Origin of the sequence: Dysgonomonas sp. HGC4 (genome assembly GCF_001261715.1) — a bacterium.
GTDB lineage: Bacteria > Bacteroidota > Bacteroidia > Bacteroidales > Dysgonomonadaceae > Dysgonomonas_A.
The window spans coordinates 49,458-72,186 of the sequence record NZ_CVRU01000119.1; the positions used below are offsets into that span (position 1 = coordinate 49,458).

At 33.1% G+C, this 22,729-nt stretch carries 21 protein-coding genes and 2 tRNA genes; 17 read left to right on the forward strand and 6 right to left on the reverse strand.

From position 1 onward, the window contains the following. Positions 1-98: 98 nt before the first annotated feature. From HGC4_RS12350 to HGC4_RS12430, 16 genes are all read left to right on the forward strand, one after another. Entirely contained in the window at positions 99-851 is a 753-nt protein-coding gene (locus tag HGC4_RS12350; RefSeq protein ID WP_050710446.1) for a 5'-nucleotidase C-terminal domain-containing protein, read from the forward strand. 102 nt (positions 852-953) lie between these two features. Beyond that, a complete protein-coding gene (locus HGC4_RS12355) occupies positions 954-1,781 on the forward strand; it encodes a bifunctional metallophosphatase/5'-nucleotidase (protein WP_050710447.1) in 828 nt (275 codons plus the stop codon). Then, on the forward strand, positions 1,781-4,762 hold the full coding sequence (locus tag HGC4_RS12360) for a glycoside hydrolase family 3 N-terminal domain-containing protein (RefSeq protein ID WP_050710448.1): 2,982 nt from the start codon (positions 1,781-1,783) through the stop codon (positions 4,760-4,762). The genes HGC4_RS12355 and HGC4_RS12360 overlap by 1 nt, the downstream gene beginning before the upstream one ends. A 65-nt stretch (positions 4,763-4,827) precedes the next feature. Further along, a tRNA-Phe gene (locus HGC4_RS12365) sits at positions 4,828-4,900 on the forward strand. Between the two features lie 102 nt (positions 4,901-5,002). Further along, complete coding sequence (locus tag HGC4_RS12370) at positions 5,003-6,202, forward strand: site-specific integrase (RefSeq protein WP_050710449.1); 1,200 nt, start codon at positions 5,003-5,005, stop codon at positions 6,200-6,202. 130 nt (positions 6,203-6,332) lie between these two features. After that, entirely contained in the window at positions 6,333-8,618 is a 2,286-nt protein-coding gene (locus tag HGC4_RS12375; protein WP_050710450.1) for an nSTAND3 domain-containing NTPase, read from the forward strand. A gap of 125 nt (positions 8,619-8,743) precedes the next feature. Further along, complete coding sequence (locus tag HGC4_RS12380) at positions 8,744-9,109, forward strand: LytTR family DNA-binding domain-containing protein (RefSeq protein WP_050710451.1); 366 nt, start codon at positions 8,744-8,746, stop codon at positions 9,107-9,109. Positions 9,110-9,122: 13 nt separating this feature from the next. Then, the gene (locus HGC4_RS12385) at positions 9,123-9,980 is read left to right on the forward strand and encodes a phosphodiester glycosidase family protein (RefSeq protein ID WP_157258270.1); all 858 of its coding nucleotides are present in this window, start codon (positions 9,123-9,125) and stop codon (positions 9,978-9,980) included. Positions 9,981-10,111: 131 nt separating this feature from the next. Next, on the forward strand, positions 10,112-11,095 hold the full coding sequence (locus tag HGC4_RS12390; RefSeq protein ID WP_050710453.1) for a hypothetical protein: 984 nt from the start codon (positions 10,112-10,114) through the stop codon (positions 11,093-11,095). 347 nt (positions 11,096-11,442) lie between these two features. Then, positions 11,443-13,323: a hypothetical protein gene (locus tag HGC4_RS12395; RefSeq protein ID WP_185099974.1), complete on the forward strand. Its 1,881-nt coding sequence runs from the start codon at positions 11,443-11,445 to the stop codon at positions 13,321-13,323. Between the two features lie 468 nt (positions 13,324-13,791). Beyond that, the gene (locus tag HGC4_RS12400; protein ID WP_050710454.1) at positions 13,792-14,334 is read left to right on the forward strand and encodes an antirestriction protein ArdA; all 543 of its coding nucleotides are present in this window, start codon (positions 13,792-13,794) and stop codon (positions 14,332-14,334) included. A gap of 682 nt (positions 14,335-15,016) precedes the next feature. Next, entirely contained in the window at positions 15,017-15,418 is a 402-nt protein-coding gene (locus tag HGC4_RS12410; protein ID WP_050710456.1) for a hypothetical protein, read from the forward strand. 11 nt (positions 15,419-15,429) lie between these two features. After that, positions 15,430-15,804 carry a hypothetical protein gene (locus HGC4_RS12415; protein WP_157258272.1) on the forward strand — a complete coding sequence of 125 codons (375 nt, stop codon included), beginning with the start codon at positions 15,430-15,432 and terminating at the stop codon, positions 15,802-15,804. A gap of 1 nt (position 15,805) precedes the next feature. Continuing rightward, positions 15,806-16,147 (forward strand): hypothetical protein, encoded by a 342-nt coding sequence (locus HGC4_RS12420; protein WP_050710458.1) that lies wholly within the window; start codon positions 15,806-15,808, stop codon positions 16,145-16,147. Between the two features lie 180 nt (positions 16,148-16,327). Continuing rightward, positions 16,328-16,816, forward strand: coding sequence for a hypothetical protein (locus tag HGC4_RS12425; protein WP_050710459.1), 489 nt, complete (start codon positions 16,328-16,330; stop codon positions 16,814-16,816). A 213-nt stretch (positions 16,817-17,029) separates the two neighbouring features. Then, positions 17,030-17,101 (forward strand) — tRNA-Phe (locus tag HGC4_RS12430). Positions 17,102-17,228: 127 nt separating this feature from the next. Here HGC4_RS12430 and HGC4_RS12435 read toward each other — a convergent pair. From HGC4_RS12435 to HGC4_RS12455, 5 genes are all read right to left on the reverse strand, one after another. Continuing rightward, entirely contained in the window at positions 17,229-17,777 is a 549-nt protein-coding gene (locus tag HGC4_RS12435; RefSeq protein WP_050710460.1) for an RNA-binding protein, read from the reverse strand. A gap of 112 nt (positions 17,778-17,889) precedes the next feature. Beyond that, positions 17,890-18,294, reverse strand: a complete 405-nt coding sequence (locus HGC4_RS12440; protein ID WP_050710461.1) for a DUF1398 domain-containing protein — start codon at positions 18,292-18,294, stop codon at positions 17,890-17,892. Positions 18,295-18,430: 136 nt separating this feature from the next. Beyond that, positions 18,431-19,285, reverse strand: a complete 855-nt coding sequence (rnc, locus tag HGC4_RS12445; RefSeq protein WP_050710462.1) for a ribonuclease III — start codon at positions 19,283-19,285, stop codon at positions 18,431-18,433. A 10-nt stretch (positions 19,286-19,295) separates the two neighbouring features. After that, complete coding sequence (fabF, locus tag HGC4_RS12450; protein ID WP_050710463.1) at positions 19,296-20,558, reverse strand: beta-ketoacyl-ACP synthase II; 1,263 nt, start codon at positions 20,556-20,558, stop codon at positions 19,296-19,298. A gap of 19 nt (positions 20,559-20,577) precedes the next feature. Continuing rightward, a complete protein-coding gene (locus HGC4_RS12455) occupies positions 20,578-20,814 on the reverse strand; it encodes an acyl carrier protein (RefSeq protein WP_050710464.1) in 237 nt (78 codons plus the stop codon). A gap of 156 nt (positions 20,815-20,970) precedes the next feature. Between HGC4_RS12455 and purN the strand changes: the two genes are divergently transcribed. Then, positions 20,971-21,549: a phosphoribosylglycinamide formyltransferase gene (gene purN, locus HGC4_RS12460; protein WP_050710465.1), complete on the forward strand. Its 579-nt coding sequence runs from the start codon at positions 20,971-20,973 to the stop codon at positions 21,547-21,549. Positions 21,550-21,641: 92 nt separating this feature from the next. On the opposite strand, the gene HGC4_RS12465 is transcribed toward purN, so the two are convergent. Continuing rightward, complete coding sequence (locus tag HGC4_RS12465) at positions 21,642-22,691, reverse strand: hypothetical protein (protein ID WP_050710466.1); 1,050 nt, start codon at positions 22,689-22,691, stop codon at positions 21,642-21,644. Positions 22,692-22,729: the final 38 nt, after the last annotated feature.

Below are 22,729 nucleotides of genomic sequence, written 5' to 3' on the forward strand. Positions count from 1 at the left end.
CAAATATTTAATTCGTTGCTTTTGTTTCTGTTACTAAATAGATACTGCCGATTTGGATACTTTAACTATTGTGGTTAAAACTGTAATTAAGAATATTTATGAAAAAAGTGATTGGAGGTGCAATGTTGATTGCGTTGTGCTTTTCCTGCTCCCGACAACAGTATGTTGTGACAAGTTTACAAGCTCAAAGACAACCAATTGTTGCGGCTGATTATCCTCGAACTGGGGGAGAAGTAGAAGTTCTTGTTGAAAAATATAAGGTGAAGCTTGATAATGAAATGAATCAGGTGATAGGAGTATCGACGCAAGATATGACTTATGCGCGTCCTGAGAGTTTGTTGACAAACTTGACTTCGGATGTAATGGAGGCTTATGGCGAAAAGTATACAAGCGGAGCATGTGATTTGGCATGTATGAATGTACATGGGCATCGTGCTAATCTGGCGAAGGGTGATATAACAGTAGGTAATATCTTCGAGATATATTCATTCGAAAATACGCTTGTCTTAATAAAGCTCAAAGGTAACGATTTGTTGGATGCTTTTGAATCTTATGCAAAAATGGGAGGTGCAGGAATATCATCAACAGTGAAGTTGATAGTCAAAGATGGAAAACTGCAATCGGCTACTGTAAAAGGGCAACCGGTTGATAAGGATAAAGTATATACAATTATTACTCTCGATTATTTGGCAGATGGTAATGATGGATTAGAAGCCTTTAAAAACTCACTCGAAGTAATAGAGCCGGGAATAACGCTTCGTGATGCCATGATGCAATATGTAAAAGATCAGACTGCGAGTGGTAAAGAAATATCATCGGTATTAGATGGAAGAATAACTATTGAGAAGTAAGATTGCTACCTTTTTGTTGTTTGGGTGAGTATTCAATTCGATTGACTTTGAAAAATGACAAGATATAGTTGGAATTGCTTTAATAAAAAGAGAGAATTTAAGATGAGATTAAAAAATATATTATTGTTTACCCTGCTTTGTGCAGGATTAATGGTAAGTGCTCAAAAGAAGATTATGGTTTTGGGTACAAATGATACTCATAGTCGTATAGAGGCGTTGCCCGAAAGTGACAAGAGTTATGGTGGTATGGGTGGTGTTGTGGCGCGTGAAGCTTTTATTGCTGAAGTGAGAAAGCAAAACCCGAATGTGTTATTGTTTGATGCGGGTGACTTTGTTCAGGGAACACCCTATTTTAATCTTTTTCATGGAAGGGTAGAAACGCAAGCTATGAATCTCATGAAATACGATGCCGGAACTTTAGGAAATCATGAATTTGATTATGGATTAGATACGCTGAAGATGATTGTTGATCGGTTGGATTTTCCTATTCTTAATTGCAATTATGACTTTTCCAGGACAGTTCTTAAAAATGATATAAAGCCTTATATTGTATTGAATAGATTTGGACTGAAAATAGGAGTTCTAGGTGTAGGAGTAGACCCCGAAGGTCTTGTGCAAAAGAATAAATATGATGGAATGGAGTTTAAGCCTATCATAAGTAGTGTGAACTTCTATGCTAAGATTCTTAAAGATTCAAAAAAATGTGATTTGATTATCTGCTTATCTCATGTAGGCTACAACTCAGATATACAATTAGCAGAGCAATCGAAGAATGTGGATATAATTATAGGTGGACACTCTCATACTTATATGGAAGAACCCGATATGCGTAAGAATTTGGATGGAAAAGAGGTTATGATTTTTCAGACCGGAAAAAATGGAGCATATGTAAATAAAATAGAGGTCGAACTGGATAAAATTAAAAAATAATGGGGAAGGGAATCATTTTTAGCTTTGTAGCATATATATTTCTATCTGTATTCTCGTGCTTTGCGAAAGACAAGATAGAACCTTTGATGATGAAGAATGCTGATAAGCTGAAAATGCGGCAATGGGTTGATTCTGTTTATAATCAGATGTCTTTAGATGAGCGTATCGGACAACTGATTATTATCCATGTAAATGGCGATAATAGTGCAGCCAATCGCCAGAATTTGGTTAGCCTTCTCAGAGATCAGTATGCTGGAGGTGTGTTGTTTTCTAAGGGGACTCCCGAAAACCAAGCAATCTTAACTAATCTGGCTCAGGAGAATGCTCGTGTGCCATTGATGATTACTTTCGATGGAGAGTGGGGGTTGTCTATGCGTTTGGACAATACAACTCGCTTTCCAAAAAATATGATGCTTGGAGCCGTTAAAAATGATTCTCTTATCTACTATTATGGACGGGAAATGGCTCGCCAATGCAGGATAATGGGTATACAGGTCAATTTTTCTCCGGATGTAGATGTTAATAGTAATCCCTCTAACCCTGTGATTGGTATCCGTTCGTTCGGAGAAGATCCCAAACGAGTTGCTCGGCTAGGAATTGCGTATGCTCGTGGTTTGGAGTCGGGAAAAGTATTACCCGTAGCAAAACATTTTCCCGGACATGGCGATACTTCTACGGATTCTCATAAAACATTGCCTCTTATAAGTCACGATAAAGATCGTCTCGAAAATGTAGAATTATTACCTTTTAAAAAATATATAGATGCAGGTTTGGCAAGTGTAATGACAGGACACCTGAATATACCTGCTTTGGATAATACAGGTGCTCCAAGTTCTTTATCTAAACCTATTGTGACTGACCTCCTTCAAACTGAATTGGGCTTTAGCGGGCTTATTTTTACGGATGGGCTTGCAATGAAAGGGGTGTCTGTTGAAAAAGATATGAGTGTAAGGGCCATTTTAGCCGGTAACGATTTGTTGTTGGGGCCAGTAAATGCAAGAAGAGAATTTGAGGCTTTGAAAGTTGCTGTTGAGAGCGGGGTATTAAGCGACTCTATAATAAATGTCAGATGTCGAAAAATATTAGAGTATAAATACCTTTTAGGTCTCAATAGATTAAAGCCCGTTGATACAAATAATCTTTTAGCTAGATTAAATACTACTTCTGCAGAATGGCTTTGTCGAAAATTGAATGAAGAAGCTATTACTTTGTTGAAGAATGAGGATAAAATAGTTCCTCTAAAATCTTTGGACAAAAAGAAGATAGCAGCAGTCTCTTTGGGGGCATCCCGCAATAATCCATTCCATACTACTTTAAAGCTGTATGGAGATGTTACTTGTTTTAATGTAATGAGTATTGGTGAACTAAGGAAATTGCAACCAGAGTTGAGTGGCTATAATACAATATTGGTTTCTGTTCATTCTAACAGAGTTTTTTCGAGTGCAGATATACAGAGTTTAGTTGAGGGGAAACAAAGCGTTCTGACCTTCTTTACGTCACCTTATAGTATGGCTCGCTTCAATTCTGTCATAAAGAGTACCGATGCTGTTGTTGTTGGATACGAAAATACTCCTTTTGCGCAAGAATACGCTGCTCAAGCTATTTTTGGTGGTAATAATATCTCGGGTAAGTTGCCAGTCTCTGTAAAAGGCTTATATGAGGTAGGAGAAGGGATGGAAACTGCTAAAACACGACTAGCCTACAATCTTCCAGAAGAGGTCGGAATAAAATCTTCAGATCTAGATAAAATTGAAGAGATTGTAAAAGATGGAATTGCTCAACAAGCTTTTCCCGGTTGTCAGGTTTTGGTTGCGAAAGATGGAGTTGTTATTTATAACCAATCATTCGGTTCTTTCGAATACAATAAAGCACAAGAGGTGACCAATGACGATCTGTACGATATAGCCTCGATGTCTAAGGCTTCTGCCACTATTCCTGCTATAATGAAGTTGTATGATGAGAAGAAGATTACCCTTCAATTTCCACTGAGCAAATCGGTTGCTCAATTAAGGAATACTGATAAGGAAAATATAACAATAAGACAAGCTTTGTTTCACGAAACAGGATTGCCATCTTTTATTCAATACTATATGCCTGCAATCGATGCTGATAGCTACTCAGGCAGATTGATTAGTTATAAACAAGAAAACTCTTACCCTGCTTTGATTGATAATGGGGCATGGGCTAGGACGGATTTCAAGTATAAATCGAATTTAATATCAGAAGTGTCGAAGCCCGGTTTTACCAAAAGGGTTTCAGAGAACTTATATATAAGCGATACTTATCAGGATACAATTCTATATCGTATAGCCGAAAGTAAATTAAGAGCTAATAAATCGTATCTTTACAGTTGTCTCAACTTTATGTTGCTAAAAGAGGTTGTAGAGCAGGTGAGCGATACAGATCTGAGTACTTTTTTGCAACAAAATCTTTATCAGAAGCTGGGTGCTACAACTACTATGTATAATCCATTGACAAAGTTTGATAAAAGCAGAATTGTTCCAACCGAGCAGGACGACTTTTTGAGGAAGCAATTATTGCAAGGTTATGTTCATGATGAGGGTGCTGCATTTTTAGGTGGAGTGTCTGGTAATGCAGGATTGTTTTCGAATGCTAATGATTTAGCTAAGCTCTATCAAATGTGGCTTAATCTGGGAACTTATGGAGGCGAAAGATATTTGAGTAAAGAGACAACACGTTTGTTTACTACAGCTAAAAGTCCGAACAGTAGGAGAGGACTAGGGTTTGATAAACCCGACCCACGTAATAACAGATCGAGTCCAACAGCTCCGCAAACCCCAATAAGTGTGTATGGACATACGGGTTTTACAGGTACATGTTTTTGGGTTGATCCCGATAATAATATGATCTATATCTTCTTGTCTAACAGAGTGAATCCCTCTCGTACACACAAGAAACTATCTAGTCTGAATATCCGTCCGCGCATACAGTCGGTTATCTATAATGCGATAAATAAATAAAAAAAATGAGCTTCCGCTTGCAGATATAGAAAATTGTTATACCTTTGCAATCGCAAAACGGTTAAGGTGCCATAGCTCAGTTGGTAGAGCAAAGGACTGAAAATCCTTGTGTCCCTAGTTCGATTCTTGGTGGCACCACTGGTAATAAGGTAGTTATAGAAATATAGCTACCTTTTTTTATTGGCTAAAATGGAGGTTTTAATGATGTGAGTTAAACCAAGAGTTAAACCAAAAAACATCATGAATGCTACTGTTAATGCGGTTTTGTTCAGATCAAAGACACTTTCAAATGGCGAACATCCGTTAATGATACGGATATGCAAAGACAACAAGAAAAAATATAAAAGTTTAGGAATCTCAGTTCACCCTAATTATTGGGATTTTGAGAAAAGTAAACCTAAACGGAATTGTCCCAGAAGGGAACAAATTTTAAATTTGATTAATGAAAAAACGAAAGAATATTCAGAGCAAATATTTGAATTTAAAACTACAAGTAAAGAATTTACGGCTATTAGCTTAGTTGATAAAGTCAATTCTCCTCTCAATGCAAAGACTGTTAATGAGCTTTTCCTCGTTCAAATAAGTAGATTGGAAAAAGAAAAAAGGAAGGGGTATGCATTGTCTAATATACAAGTGCTGAATTCCCTTTTGATCTTTAATGGACATCTTGATATTTACTTCTCAGATATTGATTTATCATGGTTAAAACGTTATGAAGCTCATCTAAGAGAGAAAGGTTTAGCCGAAAATACAATTGGTATTCGTTTTAGAACTTTAAGAGCAATTTATAATGTTGCTATTGAAGAAAAGATAGTCAAACCAGAGTATTATCCATTTAAAACTTATAAAGTCTCTAAACTGCATCAAGAAACAGTAAAGAGATCAATCACAAAACTAGATGTAGAGAGAATAATCAGCTATAAGACTGATAGAGCATATACCCAACTAGCAATTGACCTATTTTACTTCTCTTACCTCTCAGGAGGGATTAACTTTGTGGATATATCCTATCTAACCGAAAGTAATATTATAGATCAACGGTTGGTTTATACTCGTAGAAAGACTAAGAAATTAATTAAAATACCTATACAGGATAAAGCTTCTGAAATCGTTCTGAAATACAAGAAACAAAATAGTCCTTACTTATTCCCTATACTATCAACATTTCATAAGACGGATGTACAGAAAGCGAATAGAGTTCATAAAGTCTTAGCTATAATCAATAAAGGATTAAAGAGTATTGGTAAAGAGCTTAATCTCTCTGTTGATTTAACTACATACGTAGCACGCCATACTTATGCAACTGTATTAAAACGCTCTGGTGTTAATACTTCTATCATTAGTGAATCATTAGGTCATAGTTCTGAAAAAGTTACTCAAATCTACTTAGATAGCTTTGAGAATAGTCAGATTGATGAAGCAATGAAGAATTTGTTGTAGTTATCAATTTCAATCATAAGGAGGATATTTTTTGAGAAAAGTATGTTTTATATACCATCTTCAAATTTTATCCTCTTTGCATTAATAACTTAGCAGAATTAACAGCTATTTTTGTGAAAACGAAATACTAATGACCAACTATAATTTTCTAACATTATCTCCTTACGAATTTGAGAACCTCACAAGAGATATACTACAGAAGCATTTAGTAGTTTATATTGAAAGTTTTAAATCAGGCAAAGATAATGGCATTGATTTAAGATATACAGAATCAAGGGACAAAAAAGTCATTATACAAGCAAAGAGATATGATAGTTACTCATCACTACTAAGTACTTTGAGGAAAGAAATATTAAAGGTACATAAACTATCTCCCCAAAGATATATTCTAACTACAAGTGTAGGTCTAAGTCCTTCAAATAAAGAGGAAATAAAAAAAATATTCGATCCATACATTAAAAACACAGAAGATATTCTAGGGAAAGATGACCTGAATAATTTACTAGGGCAATACAAAAATATAGAACAACAATATTACAAGCTTTGGCTATCAAGCATCAATATCTTAACCACAATCCTACATAATAATATACACCAACAGTCTGTCTTTGAATTTGAGAAAATTCAAGAACAAGCAAAATTATATGTTCAAAACGATAGCTTTAATGATGCTATGAACATATTGAATGATTACAGATATGTTATTATTTCTGGCATACCTGGTATTGGGAAAACTACTTTAGCTAGAAATCTAGTCTTGTATTATATATTAAAAGAAGATTATGAATTTGTTTATCTATCTCAAATTGAAGATGCTTATAAGCTTTTTTCAACAGATGGGAAACAAGTTTTTTTATTTGATGATTTTTTAGGACGTAACTTTTTTAATGAAAGAGGTAATTTTAAAGATGATGCACAAATAATTAATTTTATAGAGAAGATAGAGCGCACACCCAATAAAAGATTTATAATCACAACAAGAGAATATATTTTAAAACAAGCTAAAAAAACATATGAGTCTTTTCAAATAAAAAATATTGAAATAGCAAAATGTACACTGGATTTAGCTTCATACACAGCTTTAATAAAAGCTAAAATACTATATAATCATTTATTTTTTGCAGATGTTCCTGTTGAATACTTGCAAAATCTGGTAGAAGACAAAAAGTATAATAAATTAATCCATCATATCAATTACAATCCAAGAATAATACAAACTGTTGTGGAGTATAAAGTTTGGAAAGACTGTACTCCAAATGAATTTTCCTCTTTATTAATTTCTTATTTTGATAATCCGACAAGTGTATGGGAACATATATTTGAAAACTCTTTAGATACTTTTGCTCAATATTCTCTACTTGTTTTATTAAGTATAGGAACTCCTGTTTTAATTGATGACTGGAGGTCTGCTATAGCAGAATTCTCAAAAAACAACCCATCATTAAATATATCCATTGATTCACTTAGATTTGAAAGAATTATAAAAGAACTGGAAAATACTTTTATAAAATTGCAAAAGGATTCGTATAATGATTTTGTTGTTGAATATCAAAATCCGTCCATTCAAGATTTTTTGATATTTTACATTGAAAAACGAGATACATTGATCGAAAAAATTCTGAATTCCGCAATATACACGAATCAATTCTTTACAATATTTTCTATGTCCAAGAAACAAGATAAAGCAGTAAGGAAAATAGTATTAAATGATATATTGAAAAACATAGCTTTAGAGAGAATAATAAATATTTTTGATAATCTAAGAAGTGGAAAAGCAGTAAGATATATGTCTTCTGATGGTAGGTCTTTTTCTTGGGGAAGAGAAAGGGAACACGTATATTCTTTTCTCTATAAAATATTTAAATTGTATGGTAGTCGCAGTTCAAAAGCATCAGAATTCATATACACAAAATTTCAAGAATTAGTATATCTTGAAGAATCTAACTATTATTCTGAGCATGAATACTATATTAAGCTATTAACGGAGCTAGATTTATCTAAAATCAAATTTGAAATATCTAAAATATTTGAATGTTTTTTGAGAAATATCTATTGGGTGGATAATTTTGAATTGATAGATAAACTAAAAAGAAGATTCCCATCATTCTATACTCCCAGCTATGAAGAATCGGTAATTCATCCTTTAATAAAGGATATAGTTCAAAGAGAAATTAGTTCTACAGATGATTCTGATATTCTTGACTTGAAATATAAAGTCGAAATAGCACAAGATGTCTTTAACATTTCTTTATCTGATGAAATAGATGAAATCACAGAAAAAAGTGATAGTTACGATGAATATATTGATTCAATTCCTGATAATATTCACTCAAGTCATTCATCCTATCTTGAAAAATATGAAAATGAGAAAGTTGAAATAGAGAATCTATTTGATACATTTAATTCATTATCCTAATTATTTCAAATCCCACCGAAATAAGTCATTTTATACAACAAACACCACACTTCATACAAAGCAATAAATAATCTTTTGTTGTTTACTATAAAAACTATTGCTTTGTATAATAATAAAACGAAAAGATGTCAAAACACTTAGTAATAGTTAATAGTAATGAGCTTGTCCGCATCTCACCAGAAAAAATTGTATATATCAGTTCAGATGGAAACTACTCCACAATGGTATTGTCCAACAAACAAGAAAAATTATTCACCTTCAACTTAACCTCTTTTCAAAATATCATTGAGAAACAGTTGCAGACTAATGCAAATGATTTTATCCGTATTGGTAAAGGGTTGATAATTAATAGAAAATATATATACTATATTAATCCATCAAAACAACAATTGGTGCTATTTGGTGAAAATATCATTAATGCTTTTGATCTGTCAGCATCAAAAGAAGCTCTAAGACAACTAAAAGAAGTAATTGAAGAAAGCATTCAATAATAAATTTAATAAAATGAAAAATAATAATATCCACGAAGACGAAATTCAAATATTAGGAGATTCTCCAAGCAACAAACAACCTAAAAAGTCTAAGAATAATTCTAAAATAATTATTGCCTGTATTATAGCAGCAATATTAGTAACAGTAATAACTGTTATAATCTATCTATCAAAAAATACAGAAGAGGGTACAGAGATGTCAACAAGCACAGTAACTGTATTACAAGAAAAGAATACAAAAGCAACAAGCTATGTCGAAGTATTCGAAGAAACAGTCAATGATGTACCTTTGTATGTTTATCTGCCACACAATACAAAGATTGAACTTACAGCTTCACGCCCAGATGCTAATGACAAGAGTATCATTTTTACAACACAAGCAGCAGATATAGGAGCAGATGGCGAATCAATAGTAGGTGATTTTGTATTAGCAGGAAAGCAATTAGCAAAAGGAAAAAGTAAACAAGGTTTCTGTGCAATAATCGGCGATCAAATATCAATAGGAGTAGATACATCTACCCCACTATTAGATGAAACAATACAAAATAATGGGTTTTTCTTTCGTCAATATCCACTTGTGGCAAACGGAAAGATGATAGAAAACAAGCCTAAAGGAAAAACTATCCGCAGAGCAATAGGCAAACGCAATAATACCATTATCATAGTTGAAAGCAGAAGTCGTGAATCCTTCTATGATTTTGCACAATCTTTGGTAGATATAGGTGTTACAGATGCGATATACCTTGTAGGTGGCAATGCCTATGGTTGGTATCAAGATATAGATGGAAAGCAAAATGTCTTTGGTTCAACAGATAGTGACATCATTAAGTCCCCTAACTATATAGTTTTCAAAAAGCAAAACACTCTCTAAGAGAATCCTTTCTTAAGAAAATTCTAATATATAATTCATTGTGATTTAAGGCAAAAGCTAGCTTGCATAAAATCACCCAGACAAACTATGCCCTCTGGTATTAAGTGGTAGAAAAGTAATAGCTACTAATCATGAGCAATTTAACTGAAACAGACGAAGTAATTAACAACTCAAACGAAGAAAATATGGGAACATCAGTAGAAAACAAGAAAACAAGAAGTGTTATTGTAGAAGCAAAAAAGCTAACACCAAAATCTGAAAAACTGAAAATTAAGATTGTTGACAAAGATGGTTCAAGGGAAGAATCCAGATGTTTTGGATTTCTAAAACAAAATCGCCCTATTGCAAATTCAAATGTTGTGAATTTCCTTCAAATTATCAACAATGGGGAATATGATGATGTTTATCCTATTGTTACAGCGGAAGCCACTGCACTATTGGAAGATGGATATGAGATTGTCGATTTGGAAGGCAATCCTATTAATGAGCTAGTTGCAAGTGAATACTTAATTGTTTTGGATGGACAGCACAGAATAATAGCCTTTTCGAAGCTAAATGCTGTTAAACCAGCAGCAGATAAGATTACTATTCCAAATGTTAGAATTAAAGCGGTTAATGAAAATGTTGGGAAATATTTGGCAAGCATTAATTTGGCAGGGCATAGTTGGACAACTGCAGATAAAATATGCGTGTCTTCAATTATTACGGATAATAAATTATTGATAAAAGCCAATGAATTGATAAAAGAAGGATTTAATGCGAGTACCGCTATTCTTATTTGTACAGGAAAGAGGCTAACTGCTTCTCAAATTAAAAAAATGCTTAGCAAAAACGATACAAGCACTCTTCCAAAAGGTAATGACTTGGATGAAGCATTGAATAGAGCCGAAAAATTCTACACCATTTGTATGTCTAAAACAGGTATAACAACGAAAATTCTGACTAAGCGATTCTTTATCAACGGTTTTAATTCTTATGCAGCCTCAACATCTGATGATACTGCATTCGAAGGATTGAATCGTCTTTATTTATCTGACTTCGAATGTGTTAGAGAAGATGTTCACTTTATATCCGCTTTGAGAAAAGCAAGTGAAGCTTTAGCTCCTGCTGCCTAAAGTGAATACAGAATGGGCTATCTGTAGTTAAGGCAGATAGCCAGACATTCTAAAATTAATAACAGATGCTTTCTTCAATATTTTATCGCTGATTTTAATTTTAGAAACACCTCCAATCTCCTATAACATTAATTAAAACAACTAAATCCAGTTTTTACTAAATAGGATAAAGGGAATGTATTGTCTAATTGAAAGTGTTGTATTCTAATATCTACTGTAACATTTTTAGTCAGATTGATACCTTATATATAATACATTATTAGATAATTATAAATAAAAGAAGAGTCGGTATTCTCCATATTTCAATAGTCGAGATAGCCGTAACAAAAATTAAATTGAGAAAATAAATGATACCGTACGAAATAGAAACAAAGGATGGATACTTAATCATGGATGATCTCCCTCACAACTGTATCTTCAATAAGGTTGTTACGGGATGTGGTGGAAGTACAATCGCTTTAAGAAATAATGAAAATTATGTCATAGCAGTACCTACAACTGAATTGATAATTAACAAGCTATATCCAAGTATCGATTTTAATGGCAACTCAATTGATGTGGATAATATAGATAAGAAAGCAGGTTTAAATCCATCTGTTAATTTATTTGGACTTTTCGGTCAAAAAAGTTTGTCTTTAAATACAGAACTGATAAGTTATTTAAAACAGGATGGAGTGAAAAAGATTATGTGTACATATGACAAGCTACCCTCATTAAACGGAATTATAAATCCGAAGGACTATAGGTTGCTTATAGATGAATATCATTGTCTTTTAAAATCTTACGCTTACAGAAGCATAGCCATTAATGGTATATTTGATGTCTTTAGAGGATACAAGTCGTTCTGTTTTATGTCCGCAACAGCAATTTTTCCTAATTTTAAGCCTATGGCTTTAGAGGGCATTACTGAATATATTGCTGATTGGAAAGATATTGAAGGATTGAAGATCGTTCCCTATCAAACGAATAAACCTTACAATCTCATAGCTAAAATTATTCATCAATATAAAAAACATGGAGCAATTAAAATGACTGGGAACAAGTCAACAGAAGCTTATATTTTTATCAATTCTGTTGCTGATATTGTTTCTATCCTCAAATATTTAGAGTTAAGTCCAGATGAGTGTCGCATTATATGTGCAGATAATGATAAAAACAAAAAGAAATTAGGTATTTATAAAATTTCGTCTTCTATTGATACCCCTAAGATGTTTAATTTTATCACAAGCAAATCTTTCGAAGGGGTTGATTTCTATTCAGAATCAGGAATCTGTTTTGTTGTTAGCAATGTACATAGTGCAAATACATTGTTAGATATTGCAACAGATGTTCCCCAAATAGCAGGCAGAATAAGAACAAAGACTAACCCATTCAGAAAAACAGTTGTACATATTTTCAACACAAAAAGGTTTGATGCTGATATTTGTTTCGAAGAATTAGTAAAGAGTCAGAATGAACAATTAGAATATGCAAAAGAACGAATTGATGGATATAATAGTCTTTCATATGGAGCTAAGCAGCAGCGTTTAAAAGAAATGAAAAAGTCTACAAACCAAAGCTATATTCATTTTGATAAGTCAACAGCTAAGTTTATTCTAAATGACATACTCTCTAAATATGAATTATATATCTACTGCATAAATAATTTAATTTATGCCAATAAGAATTCTCTTCAGAAATATTATAGAGATCAAGGAGCTAAAGTCACAAAGGTTAAATGGGAAAAGATTGATGAAAGTGCTATAAAGAGAATTATTACAAAGAAACTATTTAAGGATGTTTTTAATGAATATGCAGAGCTTCGTCAATTAATGTTTTCCTTCGATGATAGCCAACAGAAAGAAATTGAGGAAGATTACCCATTCATAAAAAATGCTTTTAATAAACTTGGTATTGAGGAAGTGAAAAAATTGAAATATAATCAAAAAGCAATAAAAAATAAGTTGGTTACAATTGATCAAGATAAAAAGGCAGATGATAAGGTATTCTCTTTACTTAAGCTAAATCTTACAATGGGTACTTTTTATTCAAATAATGATCTTGTTACAATGATTGAAAAAGCCATTGAAAATTTAAACATAAAGACTATTACAATTATTAAAGCTGCACATATCAAGAAATGGTTTGATGCTGAGAGTTCGGCAAAAAGAATTAATGGACAGGTTACCAGAGGCTATACCATTAATAATCCTCTAATTATTTACACACATAAAAAACAAAAAGTATGATAATTATGCAAGTATATCAACAGGATAGCATCTTAAATTTTGAAAATTATAAGAATAAGACATTATTGAAAGCTTCGATCTTAAGCAACACATATATTGATTAGAGTATTAATAATATAGTGACAATTGGTAGAATAAACTCACTACAAAATTCTAAAAATATATTTTACGCACTGTACGGTCGTGTTAGCAATTCTACGCCCCCATCCAGATGAATGGAAAGTAATATTTTAGGCGAAACGGTATAGGAGCAAACAACCCGAAAATTGGATAAACATCTTCAACAAAATAAGTGAGCCTATAATACTTTATAGTCAAACCCAAAAGTTGAGAAGAATCTGAAATTTGAAAGCAGATCAATACCGCCTAAGATAAATTACGATCCAAACACCCAAATAAGAGAGCCATAGACTTTAATTAGTCTGTGGTTCTTTTTCATTTATAAACCCATTAAACCATAAAGAAGATATGGATGCAAACGATCTGATAGAAGCTAAAGTTTACGTTGGAACATATAAAAAATACAATCAAGGCTCACTATTTGGTAAATGGCTAGAATTATCAAACTACACAGATAAAGCAGAATTCTATCAAGATTGCCTAGAACTACATGAAGACGAACAAGACCCCGAACTTATGTTTCAAGACCATGAAGGAATACCACAAGGATTGATTAATGAGAGTTGGATAAGCGAAACCATTTTTGAACTGATACATAAAGCCAATGATATAAACGATCTCGATGCTTTCCTGTCATTTCTGGATCTTACAGGATGCAATTTAGAAGATGAAGAAATAAGCTATTTAGTTCAGAAATTTAGAGATAGCTACTATGGAAGATTCATTAATGAAGAAGCATTTGCCAGTTTATTAGTAGAAGATGGATATTTAGGCGATATACCTGAGAATATAAAACATTATATAGATTACGCAAACATCGCTAGTGATCTATTCATGACAGACTATCATTACGACAATGAAACAAACGCAGTTTTTAGTCGAAATTATTGATTTATAATATTTTGATTAGATCAGATTTTCCGCTAAATTTGTGACAATTCCGAAAGATCAAAGAGTTGATATTGGAAGGAAATTTTATTTACGGAAAGCGTTAACGTATTATCCTTGATTTGAAAATCTCGACAATTTTTAATCACCCAAGGGTAGTAGCAAATAGCTTTCCACGTCATTGTACATATAACCAGAGATGGTTTTATATAAGCATGGGCGTGGGAGCATTTGTCTATTATCGGTGTGATTGGGCAGTCGAGAGCCTTCAAATCAGATAGTAGTTCAAGTGCCTCACGCTTTTTTATGCTTATAATCGTCATCCCAAAGGTGCAGGAAGACACAAAACCAAATTATTTATGAAGAGAATTTTTTTCAGTATTATTTTATTGAGTCTTTTATTATGTGTGTCTCCAATAAAGGCAATAAACATCCAAACTATTTCTGCACAACAAAGTAGTAATATCATTAAAACATCTGCTTTTAAAATAGGAGAGGAACATGGAATAACTGTCCAAATCCGAATGAATTCAGACTCATCTGGTCGTTATTTCACTATTGTTTCGATGCATGGGATGTCATGTGATCCTATTATTGTTACAAGAACAAAAAACAACACATACTTTTCTCACAGCTTTGTCTATGGGAGTATTACTTATTATCTAAATCTTAATTTATAATTAGCATGAAAAAACAGCTATATATATTATTACTATGGCTTTGTGCTTATTCTCTACATGCACAAGGCTACATTTCTTTGCCTCAATTTAATTATACTCCATTAGATACACAAGGACATATTATTCAGTCATCTGTTTTAGAGGATGGAAACTATACAGCAAGAGTGAAGTATTATAATAGTAATACGAATACAGAATCCACTTATACTTTGAAAGTTAATGTTTTGGATGATAAGGTTGTTAGAATATACTTTGGTAATGGCGGATATATCCAAGTCGGAAGTAACAATTATACAGGAGGAAGTTTGAATTTCTATACAGATCAATACGGAAGTTTAGATAGTGCAGATACAACTGTTAAGGTTTATCGAAATGGGAGATATGAATATTACTATGTTGAATTATAATACAAATTAAAATGAAACAGATAATTATAATATTTACTGTATTAATGTTTGGTTCTTATATGCAGGCACAAGAAGGAAATTCTAAAGTTAATTACAATGTGCTGTATATTTTTGATGAAAAAGGCGATATATACAGAAGTGAAGCCAACCTCCAATTTGCACTGGGTAACTTGTATGTACATCGGAATAATTATACAAAGAATTGGAAATGCGATTATAAAGGAATCATCAAAAAGGACGATAATAAAGCATTCTTCTATTATCATCATTATTATTTACCGACAAAAAATATACATATGTATATCAGTAAGATTAAAGAAATAAAGCACGAAGGGATATTTTATTATCGAATTATTTTCGATGGTCAAACACAATTAGCATTATAATATGAAGACAATAGCAACAATAGTTGGCATTATCAGTTATTTTGTCTTGACTTGGATAGTAAAAGATATTTGGTATTCAATGGCTAAAATAGATGCAAAACCTTATGAAGTAGAGTTATATTCAGCTACCATAGCTACCATATTATCAGCTCTGATTGCCCAATTAATACGTTATGATTTTAATACGAATAGAATTGATATAGCACCTATAATGGGAGGAATAGTACTTTTCCTTATTACCTATGGTATAATATTCTTACCTATATCAATGGGGTTAGCTATTTTGTTCAATATCATAAATATAGCTTTCATCGTTTACTTTGCAGTATTCTATGAAGAATGATATAGTATAATGGTATTCAAATATTGAATAGTAAAGGGGCGAAACAGGATATATCAGTACTATCCAATTTTATCAAACTAAACTAGGACGACATAAAAAGGGGGGGGATATTTTCTGAGAAATAATACTTTTATAGTCCCCCTTCATATAATATCCTTCAATATTAAAATTTAAAGTATAATGAATGATAAATTGAAATTTTTACTATTACTAATAGCAATTCTCATATTGTGGTCATGTTCAGAATCGAAAAAGCAAACTGAACTCCTATTTGAAGTGAACTCTAATAATTATATTCTAAGTTCAGCTAAGGAGTTGGAGCATGAAAAATCAATTCAAATCTATTTACCAAAATACAATGATTCCATAATGTTAAGATTAGGTCGTGACTATCCCAATGGTACAAGAATTGAAGTTTTAAAAGGGAATCATAAAGAGAACTTAATATTCTCAATTTTACCTCATGTTAGATTCAATTTTTTTGATGAATATGGTTACCTTAATCATGGGTATTATATCCAGATGTCTTGTATTGATTTAGACAAAGATTCTATAGCCGAAATTGTTGTTTCAATAGGCAATGAAAGGAAGGATTTAGAGTCGTTTGTTTTTTATATAGACGAATCAGAATCAATTCCATTTAGATACGTTGGTAAGCTTGAGGTATAAGAAATAGTAAGCAATGTTAGAGAAGATTTTAAATATATTATTTAATAAGTAGTTGAATTTTATAAGCTTACAGATAATTAAAATTAATATTAATCACTCTTGAATTAGATCACAAAGTTAAACCATCCGTTAAACCAAAGAAGTTAGAAGAATAGATGTAGAGAAAATATAAACTGTAACTTCTATATTACTAATGCTTTATGCTATCAATGAGTGCCATAGCTCAGTTGGTAGAGCAAAGGACTGAAAATCCTTGTGTCCCTAGTTCGATTCTTGGTGGCACCACTTTAAAAGGTTTTAAGATTAAAGAGTTACATGAAAATGTAACTCTTTTTTTGTTTGAACAAATAGTGTTTTAGTAAGATTTGCTATTTGTTTTAAATTTAATCAAAAGGTTACTGTGAAGAGAGATTTAATAACAATTTACAGTAGATTCCAAAAGTTCTCCATTTCCTAGTTTGAAATCGAGTGAGCGATTTAATTCTAGCTCATTGCTGGCGGTATAATCATAGATGTTGATCGTGAGTACTGTTGCTTTCTTTAAAGCTTCAATAAAGCCTTCAAATTGAATTTCATCAGGATTCTTAAATGGGTTCTTAAATTCTTTACCATCCAACAAAAATATAACTTCTCTGTGGTCATCTTTAGAACTTACAAAATCAATACCTCCATAATCACCATCCCTGTAGTTATTAGAATACTCAATTAAGAATAGAGGTTTTTGAGAAGGTTCTGTACATTTGATTGAAAAATATAAGATGTAATCTTTATTAGAAAAATTACTTAAATGATTTTCTCCTTCGTATTTTAATAAAACCCATCCATCTGGCGATGCAATGTTTGCGATGTTGCTCAATTGCTCTTCTGAGAACTTATCTGCATCAATAATTATATTATTTTCTTGAGAGAAAGAATGTAGACCAACTAATAATAAAAATGTTGTAAGAATATACTTTGTCATAATAGAAGTTTCTTTAGTGCGTTTAAATCGTTAGTTTGCAAAGATATTAATCTTAGAGCAACCTTATCAATATAAATAACTATCTTCTCATATAAAGAATGAAAATGTTATCTCAATGCTTTTTTTGAGGTAGTGGTATTTGTTCAACAAGCATTGTGTTGCCATTTTTGGCATAATAGGAGCAAAGCATATTGGTGATATCAACTGTCCATTTGTAAACTCCGGCTTCAGCAGAATGCTTGCAAAAGGTTGTGTAGTCGGTCTGACCTTGCTGATGTATTGATAAAGCATGTTCTAGTCTTTCAATATTGCCTTTTTCGGCAATTGGTAGGGTAGGGTACTTTGCATCGGATGTAATATGGAAATTATCTTTTCCATGATAATCGGTGTGTCCGTCATTTACATAAATACTATAACTGGTAACTCCCACTTCTATCAATTCTTGAATGTAATGGGGGAAATCTGCTCCGCTTTTTACTCTTGAATGGATCTCTTCTATCTCATGAAGTGTGAACATAATCTTACATTTATATATTATAACTAATAGGATATTTAATTATAACAATTCATTAGAAGGCTTTGTTCTAGTTGATTAAAGACGTGTTTGTTGAGTTGTAGATATGCAAATAAGTCTTTGCAATAAATTATAAAGTTTAGACTTCTTTGGTCTCGTTGTTTGTGTTGTATTCTGTCAAAGGGGGTTGCTCAGGGCTTTCCTCTAGTATAGGAAGCTCTGATTCTTTTTCTTTAAGAATGAGTATTTCTTTTATGAATTCTTTATCCATATTTATTTTATCTAAAGCTTCCTCAGCAGCTCTTTGTTGTGATTCTTTTTTCGAATAACCTCTTCCGGTTCCCGATTCAAAATCGTAGATGTCAACAGCAGTATAAAATATTGGATTATTATTGTCGTCAGTAAACGATTCAATGAGTCTGAATTCTACGGGGATCTTATTTTTTTGACTCCATTCGATGAGTCGAGATTTGAAGTTTACTTCTTGTTGAGCAACTGTTTCTATGTTTAAGTGCTCCACGATGAGTCTTTCGTGTACAAATTTTTTGGCAATTCGGTATCCTTGGTCAAGATATATTGCACCGATTAATGCTTCTAAAGCATTGCCATACATATGGGTTTTATGATTGCCTGTTTTGGCAGAAGATTTTATAAGGCGATCAAGTCCTAAATTAAGCGCTAGTTTATTTAGTGTTTCGCGTTGTACAATCTTCGACCTCATATTGGTAAGGAAGCCTTCTTTTTTGTATTCGAACTCCTTAAATACAATGTCTGCTACTATCGCATCCAAGATTGCATCTCCTAAGAACTCGAGACGCTCATTGTTAATCCATCTACCGTCTTTAAGTTTGATTGACGAGGATTTGTGCAATAGAGCTTGTTCATACAATGTTATATTGTACGGATAGAAATTTAGTATCTTGTAAAACGAAACATAAGGCTCTCTCCCTCTTTTAGGAAAAAGCCTTATAGTTCGATATAGTTTTTTAAGCACTTATTTATACTTACTTATTAAACTTCTTTACGATTACACATGCATTGTGTCCACCAAAACCAAATGTATTTGATAAGGCAGCTCTAACTTCTCTTTTTTGAGCTTTGTTGAATGTAAGATTCAATTTATAATCAATTTCGCTATCCTCATCTCCTTCAGTGAAGTTGATTGTTGGAGGAACAATGTCGTTTTGTACAGAAAGTACGCAAAACAAAGATTCCATTGCTCCGGCAGCTCCTAAGAGGTGTCCGGTCATTGATTTAGTTGAACTGATATTCAATTTGTAAGCAGAGTCACCGAATACTTCTTTGATAGCTTTGATCTCTGAGGGGTCTCCTACGGGTGTAGATGTTCCGTGAACATTTACGTAGTCAATCTCTTCAGGTTTCATGTTTGCATCCTCAAGGGCTGCTCTCATAACGATCTTTGCTCCAAGTCCATCAGGGTGAGATGATGTCAAGTGATATGCATCAGCAGACATTCCACCACCAACAACTTCGGCATATATTTTAGCTCCACGAGCTAATGCATGTTCTAACTCTTCAAAAATAAGACAAGCTGCTCCTTCACCCATCACGAAGCCATCACGAGACGCACTGAACGGGCGTGATGCTGTTTCTGGGGAATCGTTTCTTGTCGACAGTGCAGTCATTGCATTAAATCCACCTATGGCAGATTCACAAATAGAGGCTTCAGCTCCACCAACTACCATTACGCTAGCTTTGCCCAAACGTATCAGGTCAAAAGAGCTAATCGCACTATGAGTAGATGATGCACAAGCAGAAACTGTTCCAAAGTTAGGTCCGCGAAGACCATGTCTCATTGAGATGTGACCTGATGCAATATCAGCAATCATTTTAGGTATAAAAAACGGATTGAATTTGGGGCCCATTTCCTTATTCTGGAAATAGTATCCAACTTCTTCTTCAAACGTTTTTATACCTCCAATTCCAGCAGATACAATTACACCTATCTTATCACAATCTTCAGTTTCGAACTTAATTCCAGAATCGGCAATTGCTTCTTCTGATGCAGCTATAGCCAACTGCGTATATCTGTCGCACTTGCGTGCTTCTTTTCTGTCAAGATATTTCGCTACGTCAAACTCTTTCACTTCACAGGCAAACTGTGTCTTGAATTTCGACGCATCAAATTGAGTAATGGGCCCAGCTCCACTAACTCCGTTGATTGCATTGTCCCATGTGGATTGCACATCGTTACCCAACGGTGTTATTGCACCTAAACCCGTTACTACTACTCTTTTTAATTCCATAAATTATTTGTGGAAATTTTTATTTTGCGTTAGCTTCAATATAAGAAACTGCGTCTCCTACTGTTGAAATTTTTTCAGCTTGATCATCTGGAATAGAAATACCGAATTCTTTTTCAAATTCCATGATAAGTTCTACTGTATCAAGTGAGTCAGCTCCTAGATCGTTTGTAAAACTAGCAGCATTTGTAACTTCTGTTTCTTCAACACCTAATTTATCAACGATAATTGCTTTAACTCTTGATGCTACGTCAGACATAACTTTTTGATTTTAATGAATAATTAAATTTTATTTCTAATTTTGTCGATGCAAAGTAAGCGTATTTTATTAATACGAAACAAATATTTTGACCAGAAAATTCGTTAAAACTGCACATTTATTGTTTTTGTGTGCAAAATTATATAAAACCTGTTTATGATCAATATCGCTATTTTCGCTTCCGGATCAGGCTCTAATGCTGAGAATATTACCAATTATTTTAAGGAAAGAAAAGATGTTTCAATAAAGCTTATTATCTCCAATAAGAAGGATGCTTATGTACATCAGCGGGCTGAAAAAATGGGAATAGAATCGGTCACTTTTTCTAAAAATAGTTTCGAAAATACCGATGAAGTTCTAAATTGTTTAGCGAAACATGAGATAAATTTTATTGTCTTAGCTGGTTTTTTATTGAAAGTTCCTCAAAATATAATAGAGGCATATCCTCAAAAAATAGTAAATATTCATCCGGCATTGCTTCCTAAATTTGGTGGAAAAGGAATGTATGGTGATAATGTACATAAAGCTGTTGTAGCTGCCGGAGAATTAGAGTCTGGTATAACTATACATTATATTAATGAGAATTACGATGAGGGTAATGTAGTCTATCAAGCAAAATGTGATGTTTTACCTACAGATACTTACGAAAATGTTGCAGAAAAAGTACATCAATTAGAATATCTTCATTTCCCTCAAATCATAGATAAGGTTTTAAGCGATACAATTGAGAAATAAGAAAGGGTATTATATCTTTATTTACTAGTATAAAAAATGGCGAGAAGTTTATCTTTCTCGCCATTTCTTATAATATATTCTTATGTATTATCTCAATTGTCGTATTTTACCTCATACCATACTTCTCCGTTAGGATTGCCTGATACCGTATTTCTTGTGCGTACTTCTTTCGAGATAATTTCTTTTCTTCTTAATCGGTTTACTTCTATTCTGTCAACTTCTTTCCCATTTATATAATAAGTCGGTTCGTCGCCAAATGGAGATTCTTCCTCTTCAATAATTGTTTGACTCTTATTAGGAACGGAATTATACGAATTGCTTGAATTATAGGATGGGTTTGTTGTTGGTTTCTTTCTTAAAGTAGATCGTCCGGCTCCTCCCGATAAACGAGATGACATAGAACCTGCACTTGTTGTTTGTGCTTGTTCTTTACGGAGATCTTCCAATAGAGCCTCCACTGCTAATGCTGCCTCTTCCATTGTTCTGTATTGACTAGCTCTATTCTTTTTGTCGAATACGGATGATTTTTTATTGGTTGATTTAGCTGGAGTTGTATCCTTTGTTTTTGTTGCTACCACTTTCGTTTCCGGTTGCGGTAACTCTTCCTCTCGTTGTTGAAATTCAATAGGTGAATTTTTTACAGATCTAGTTTCCGTTGCTTCACTCACTCTAGCTGTACTTACAGTAGCCTCTGTTGGTCTGAGAGCTTCTTTTTTTAAAACTCCTGATAAGACTGGTGCTCTGTGTGCTGCTGGAGATTGCGCTTCGCTTGCAGGTGCTGCCTGATGATTAGAGTTTTGTATTGTTCTTGCCACTGGAACGCTTCTAGGTCTTTCGTTCTCTTCTTTTACTAAATGTTTCTCTTCACTTTCTTGAGATTTAACATTTTTAGAAGTCGGAGAAGCATTGGTTGTTGTGGACACAGGAGTTTCTTCCTGCGATTGGGGTGCTCCGCTTTCTTGTTTTTGATAAACCACTAGTCCATCATCATCTATGTAGAAAGTATTGAGAGCTTTAAACTGATTTTCGAGACGCTTCTTCTCATTCTCGTCAATTTTAGTGCTGCGAGAATTCGAGTTGTTGCTTTGTGCAAAAGCATAAGATGCTATGGCAAGCAGAACAAGGGTTATTGAGAGTTTCATCTTCTTTTTTATTTCTGTTAAAAATAGCAACACATTCT

Excerpts from the sequence above, each read along its gene's own strand:
- HGC4_RS12415 (WP_157258272.1), top strand. The coding sequence starts at position 15,430 with ATGAAACAGATAATTATAATATTTACTGTATTAATGTTTGGTTCTTAT.
- HGC4_RS12440 (WP_050710461.1), bottom strand. The coding sequence starts at position 18,294 with ATGTTCACACTTCATGAGATAGAAGAGATCCATTCAAGAGTAAAAAGC.
- HGC4_RS12435 (WP_050710460.1), bottom strand. The coding sequence starts at position 17,777 with ATGACAAAGTATATTCTTACAACATTTTTATTATTAGTTGGTCTACAT.
- HGC4_RS12385 (WP_157258270.1), top strand. The coding sequence starts at position 9,123 with ATGAAAAATAATAATATCCACGAAGACGAAATTCAAATATTAGGAGAT.
- HGC4_RS12400 (WP_050710454.1), top strand. The coding sequence starts at position 13,792 with ATGGATGCAAACGATCTGATAGAAGCTAAAGTTTACGTTGGAACATAT.
- HGC4_RS12350 (WP_050710446.1), top strand. The coding sequence starts at position 99 with ATGAAAAAAGTGATTGGAGGTGCAATGTTGATTGCGTTGTGCTTTTCC.
- HGC4_RS12465 (WP_050710466.1), bottom strand. The coding sequence starts at position 22,691 with ATGAAACTCTCAATAACCCTTGTTCTGCTTGCCATAGCATCTTATGCT.
- HGC4_RS12425 (WP_050710459.1), top strand. The coding sequence starts at position 16,328 with ATGAATGATAAATTGAAATTTTTACTATTACTAATAGCAATTCTCATA.
- HGC4_RS12380 (WP_050710451.1), top strand. The coding sequence starts at position 8,744 with ATGTCAAAACACTTAGTAATAGTTAATAGTAATGAGCTTGTCCGCATC.
- HGC4_RS12360 (WP_050710448.1), top strand. The coding sequence starts at position 1,781 with ATGGGGAAGGGAATCATTTTTAGCTTTGTAGCATATATATTTCTATCT.
- fabF (WP_050710463.1), bottom strand. The coding sequence starts at position 20,558 with ATGGAATTAAAAAGAGTAGTAGTAACGGGTTTAGGTGCAATAACACCG.
- purN (WP_050710465.1), top strand. The coding sequence starts at position 20,971 with ATGATCAATATCGCTATTTTCGCTTCCGGATCAGGCTCTAATGCTGAG.
- HGC4_RS12410 (WP_050710456.1), top strand. The coding sequence starts at position 15,017 with ATGAAAAAACAGCTATATATATTATTACTATGGCTTTGTGCTTATTCT.
- HGC4_RS12390 (WP_050710453.1), top strand. The coding sequence starts at position 10,112 with ATGAGCAATTTAACTGAAACAGACGAAGTAATTAACAACTCAAACGAA.
- HGC4_RS12375 (WP_050710450.1), top strand. The coding sequence starts at position 6,333 with ATGACCAACTATAATTTTCTAACATTATCTCCTTACGAATTTGAGAAC.
- HGC4_RS12370 (WP_050710449.1), top strand. The coding sequence starts at position 5,003 with ATGAATGCTACTGTTAATGCGGTTTTGTTCAGATCAAAGACACTTTCA.
- HGC4_RS12455 (WP_050710464.1), bottom strand. The coding sequence starts at position 20,814 with ATGTCTGACGTAGCATCAAGAGTTAAAGCAATTATCGTTGATAAATTA.
- HGC4_RS12395 (WP_185099974.1), top strand. The coding sequence starts at position 11,443 with ATGATACCGTACGAAATAGAAACAAAGGATGGATACTTAATCATGGAT.
- HGC4_RS12355 (WP_050710447.1), top strand. The coding sequence starts at position 954 with ATGAGATTAAAAAATATATTATTGTTTACCCTGCTTTGTGCAGGATTA.
- HGC4_RS12420 (WP_050710458.1), top strand. The coding sequence starts at position 15,806 with ATGAAGACAATAGCAACAATAGTTGGCATTATCAGTTATTTTGTCTTG.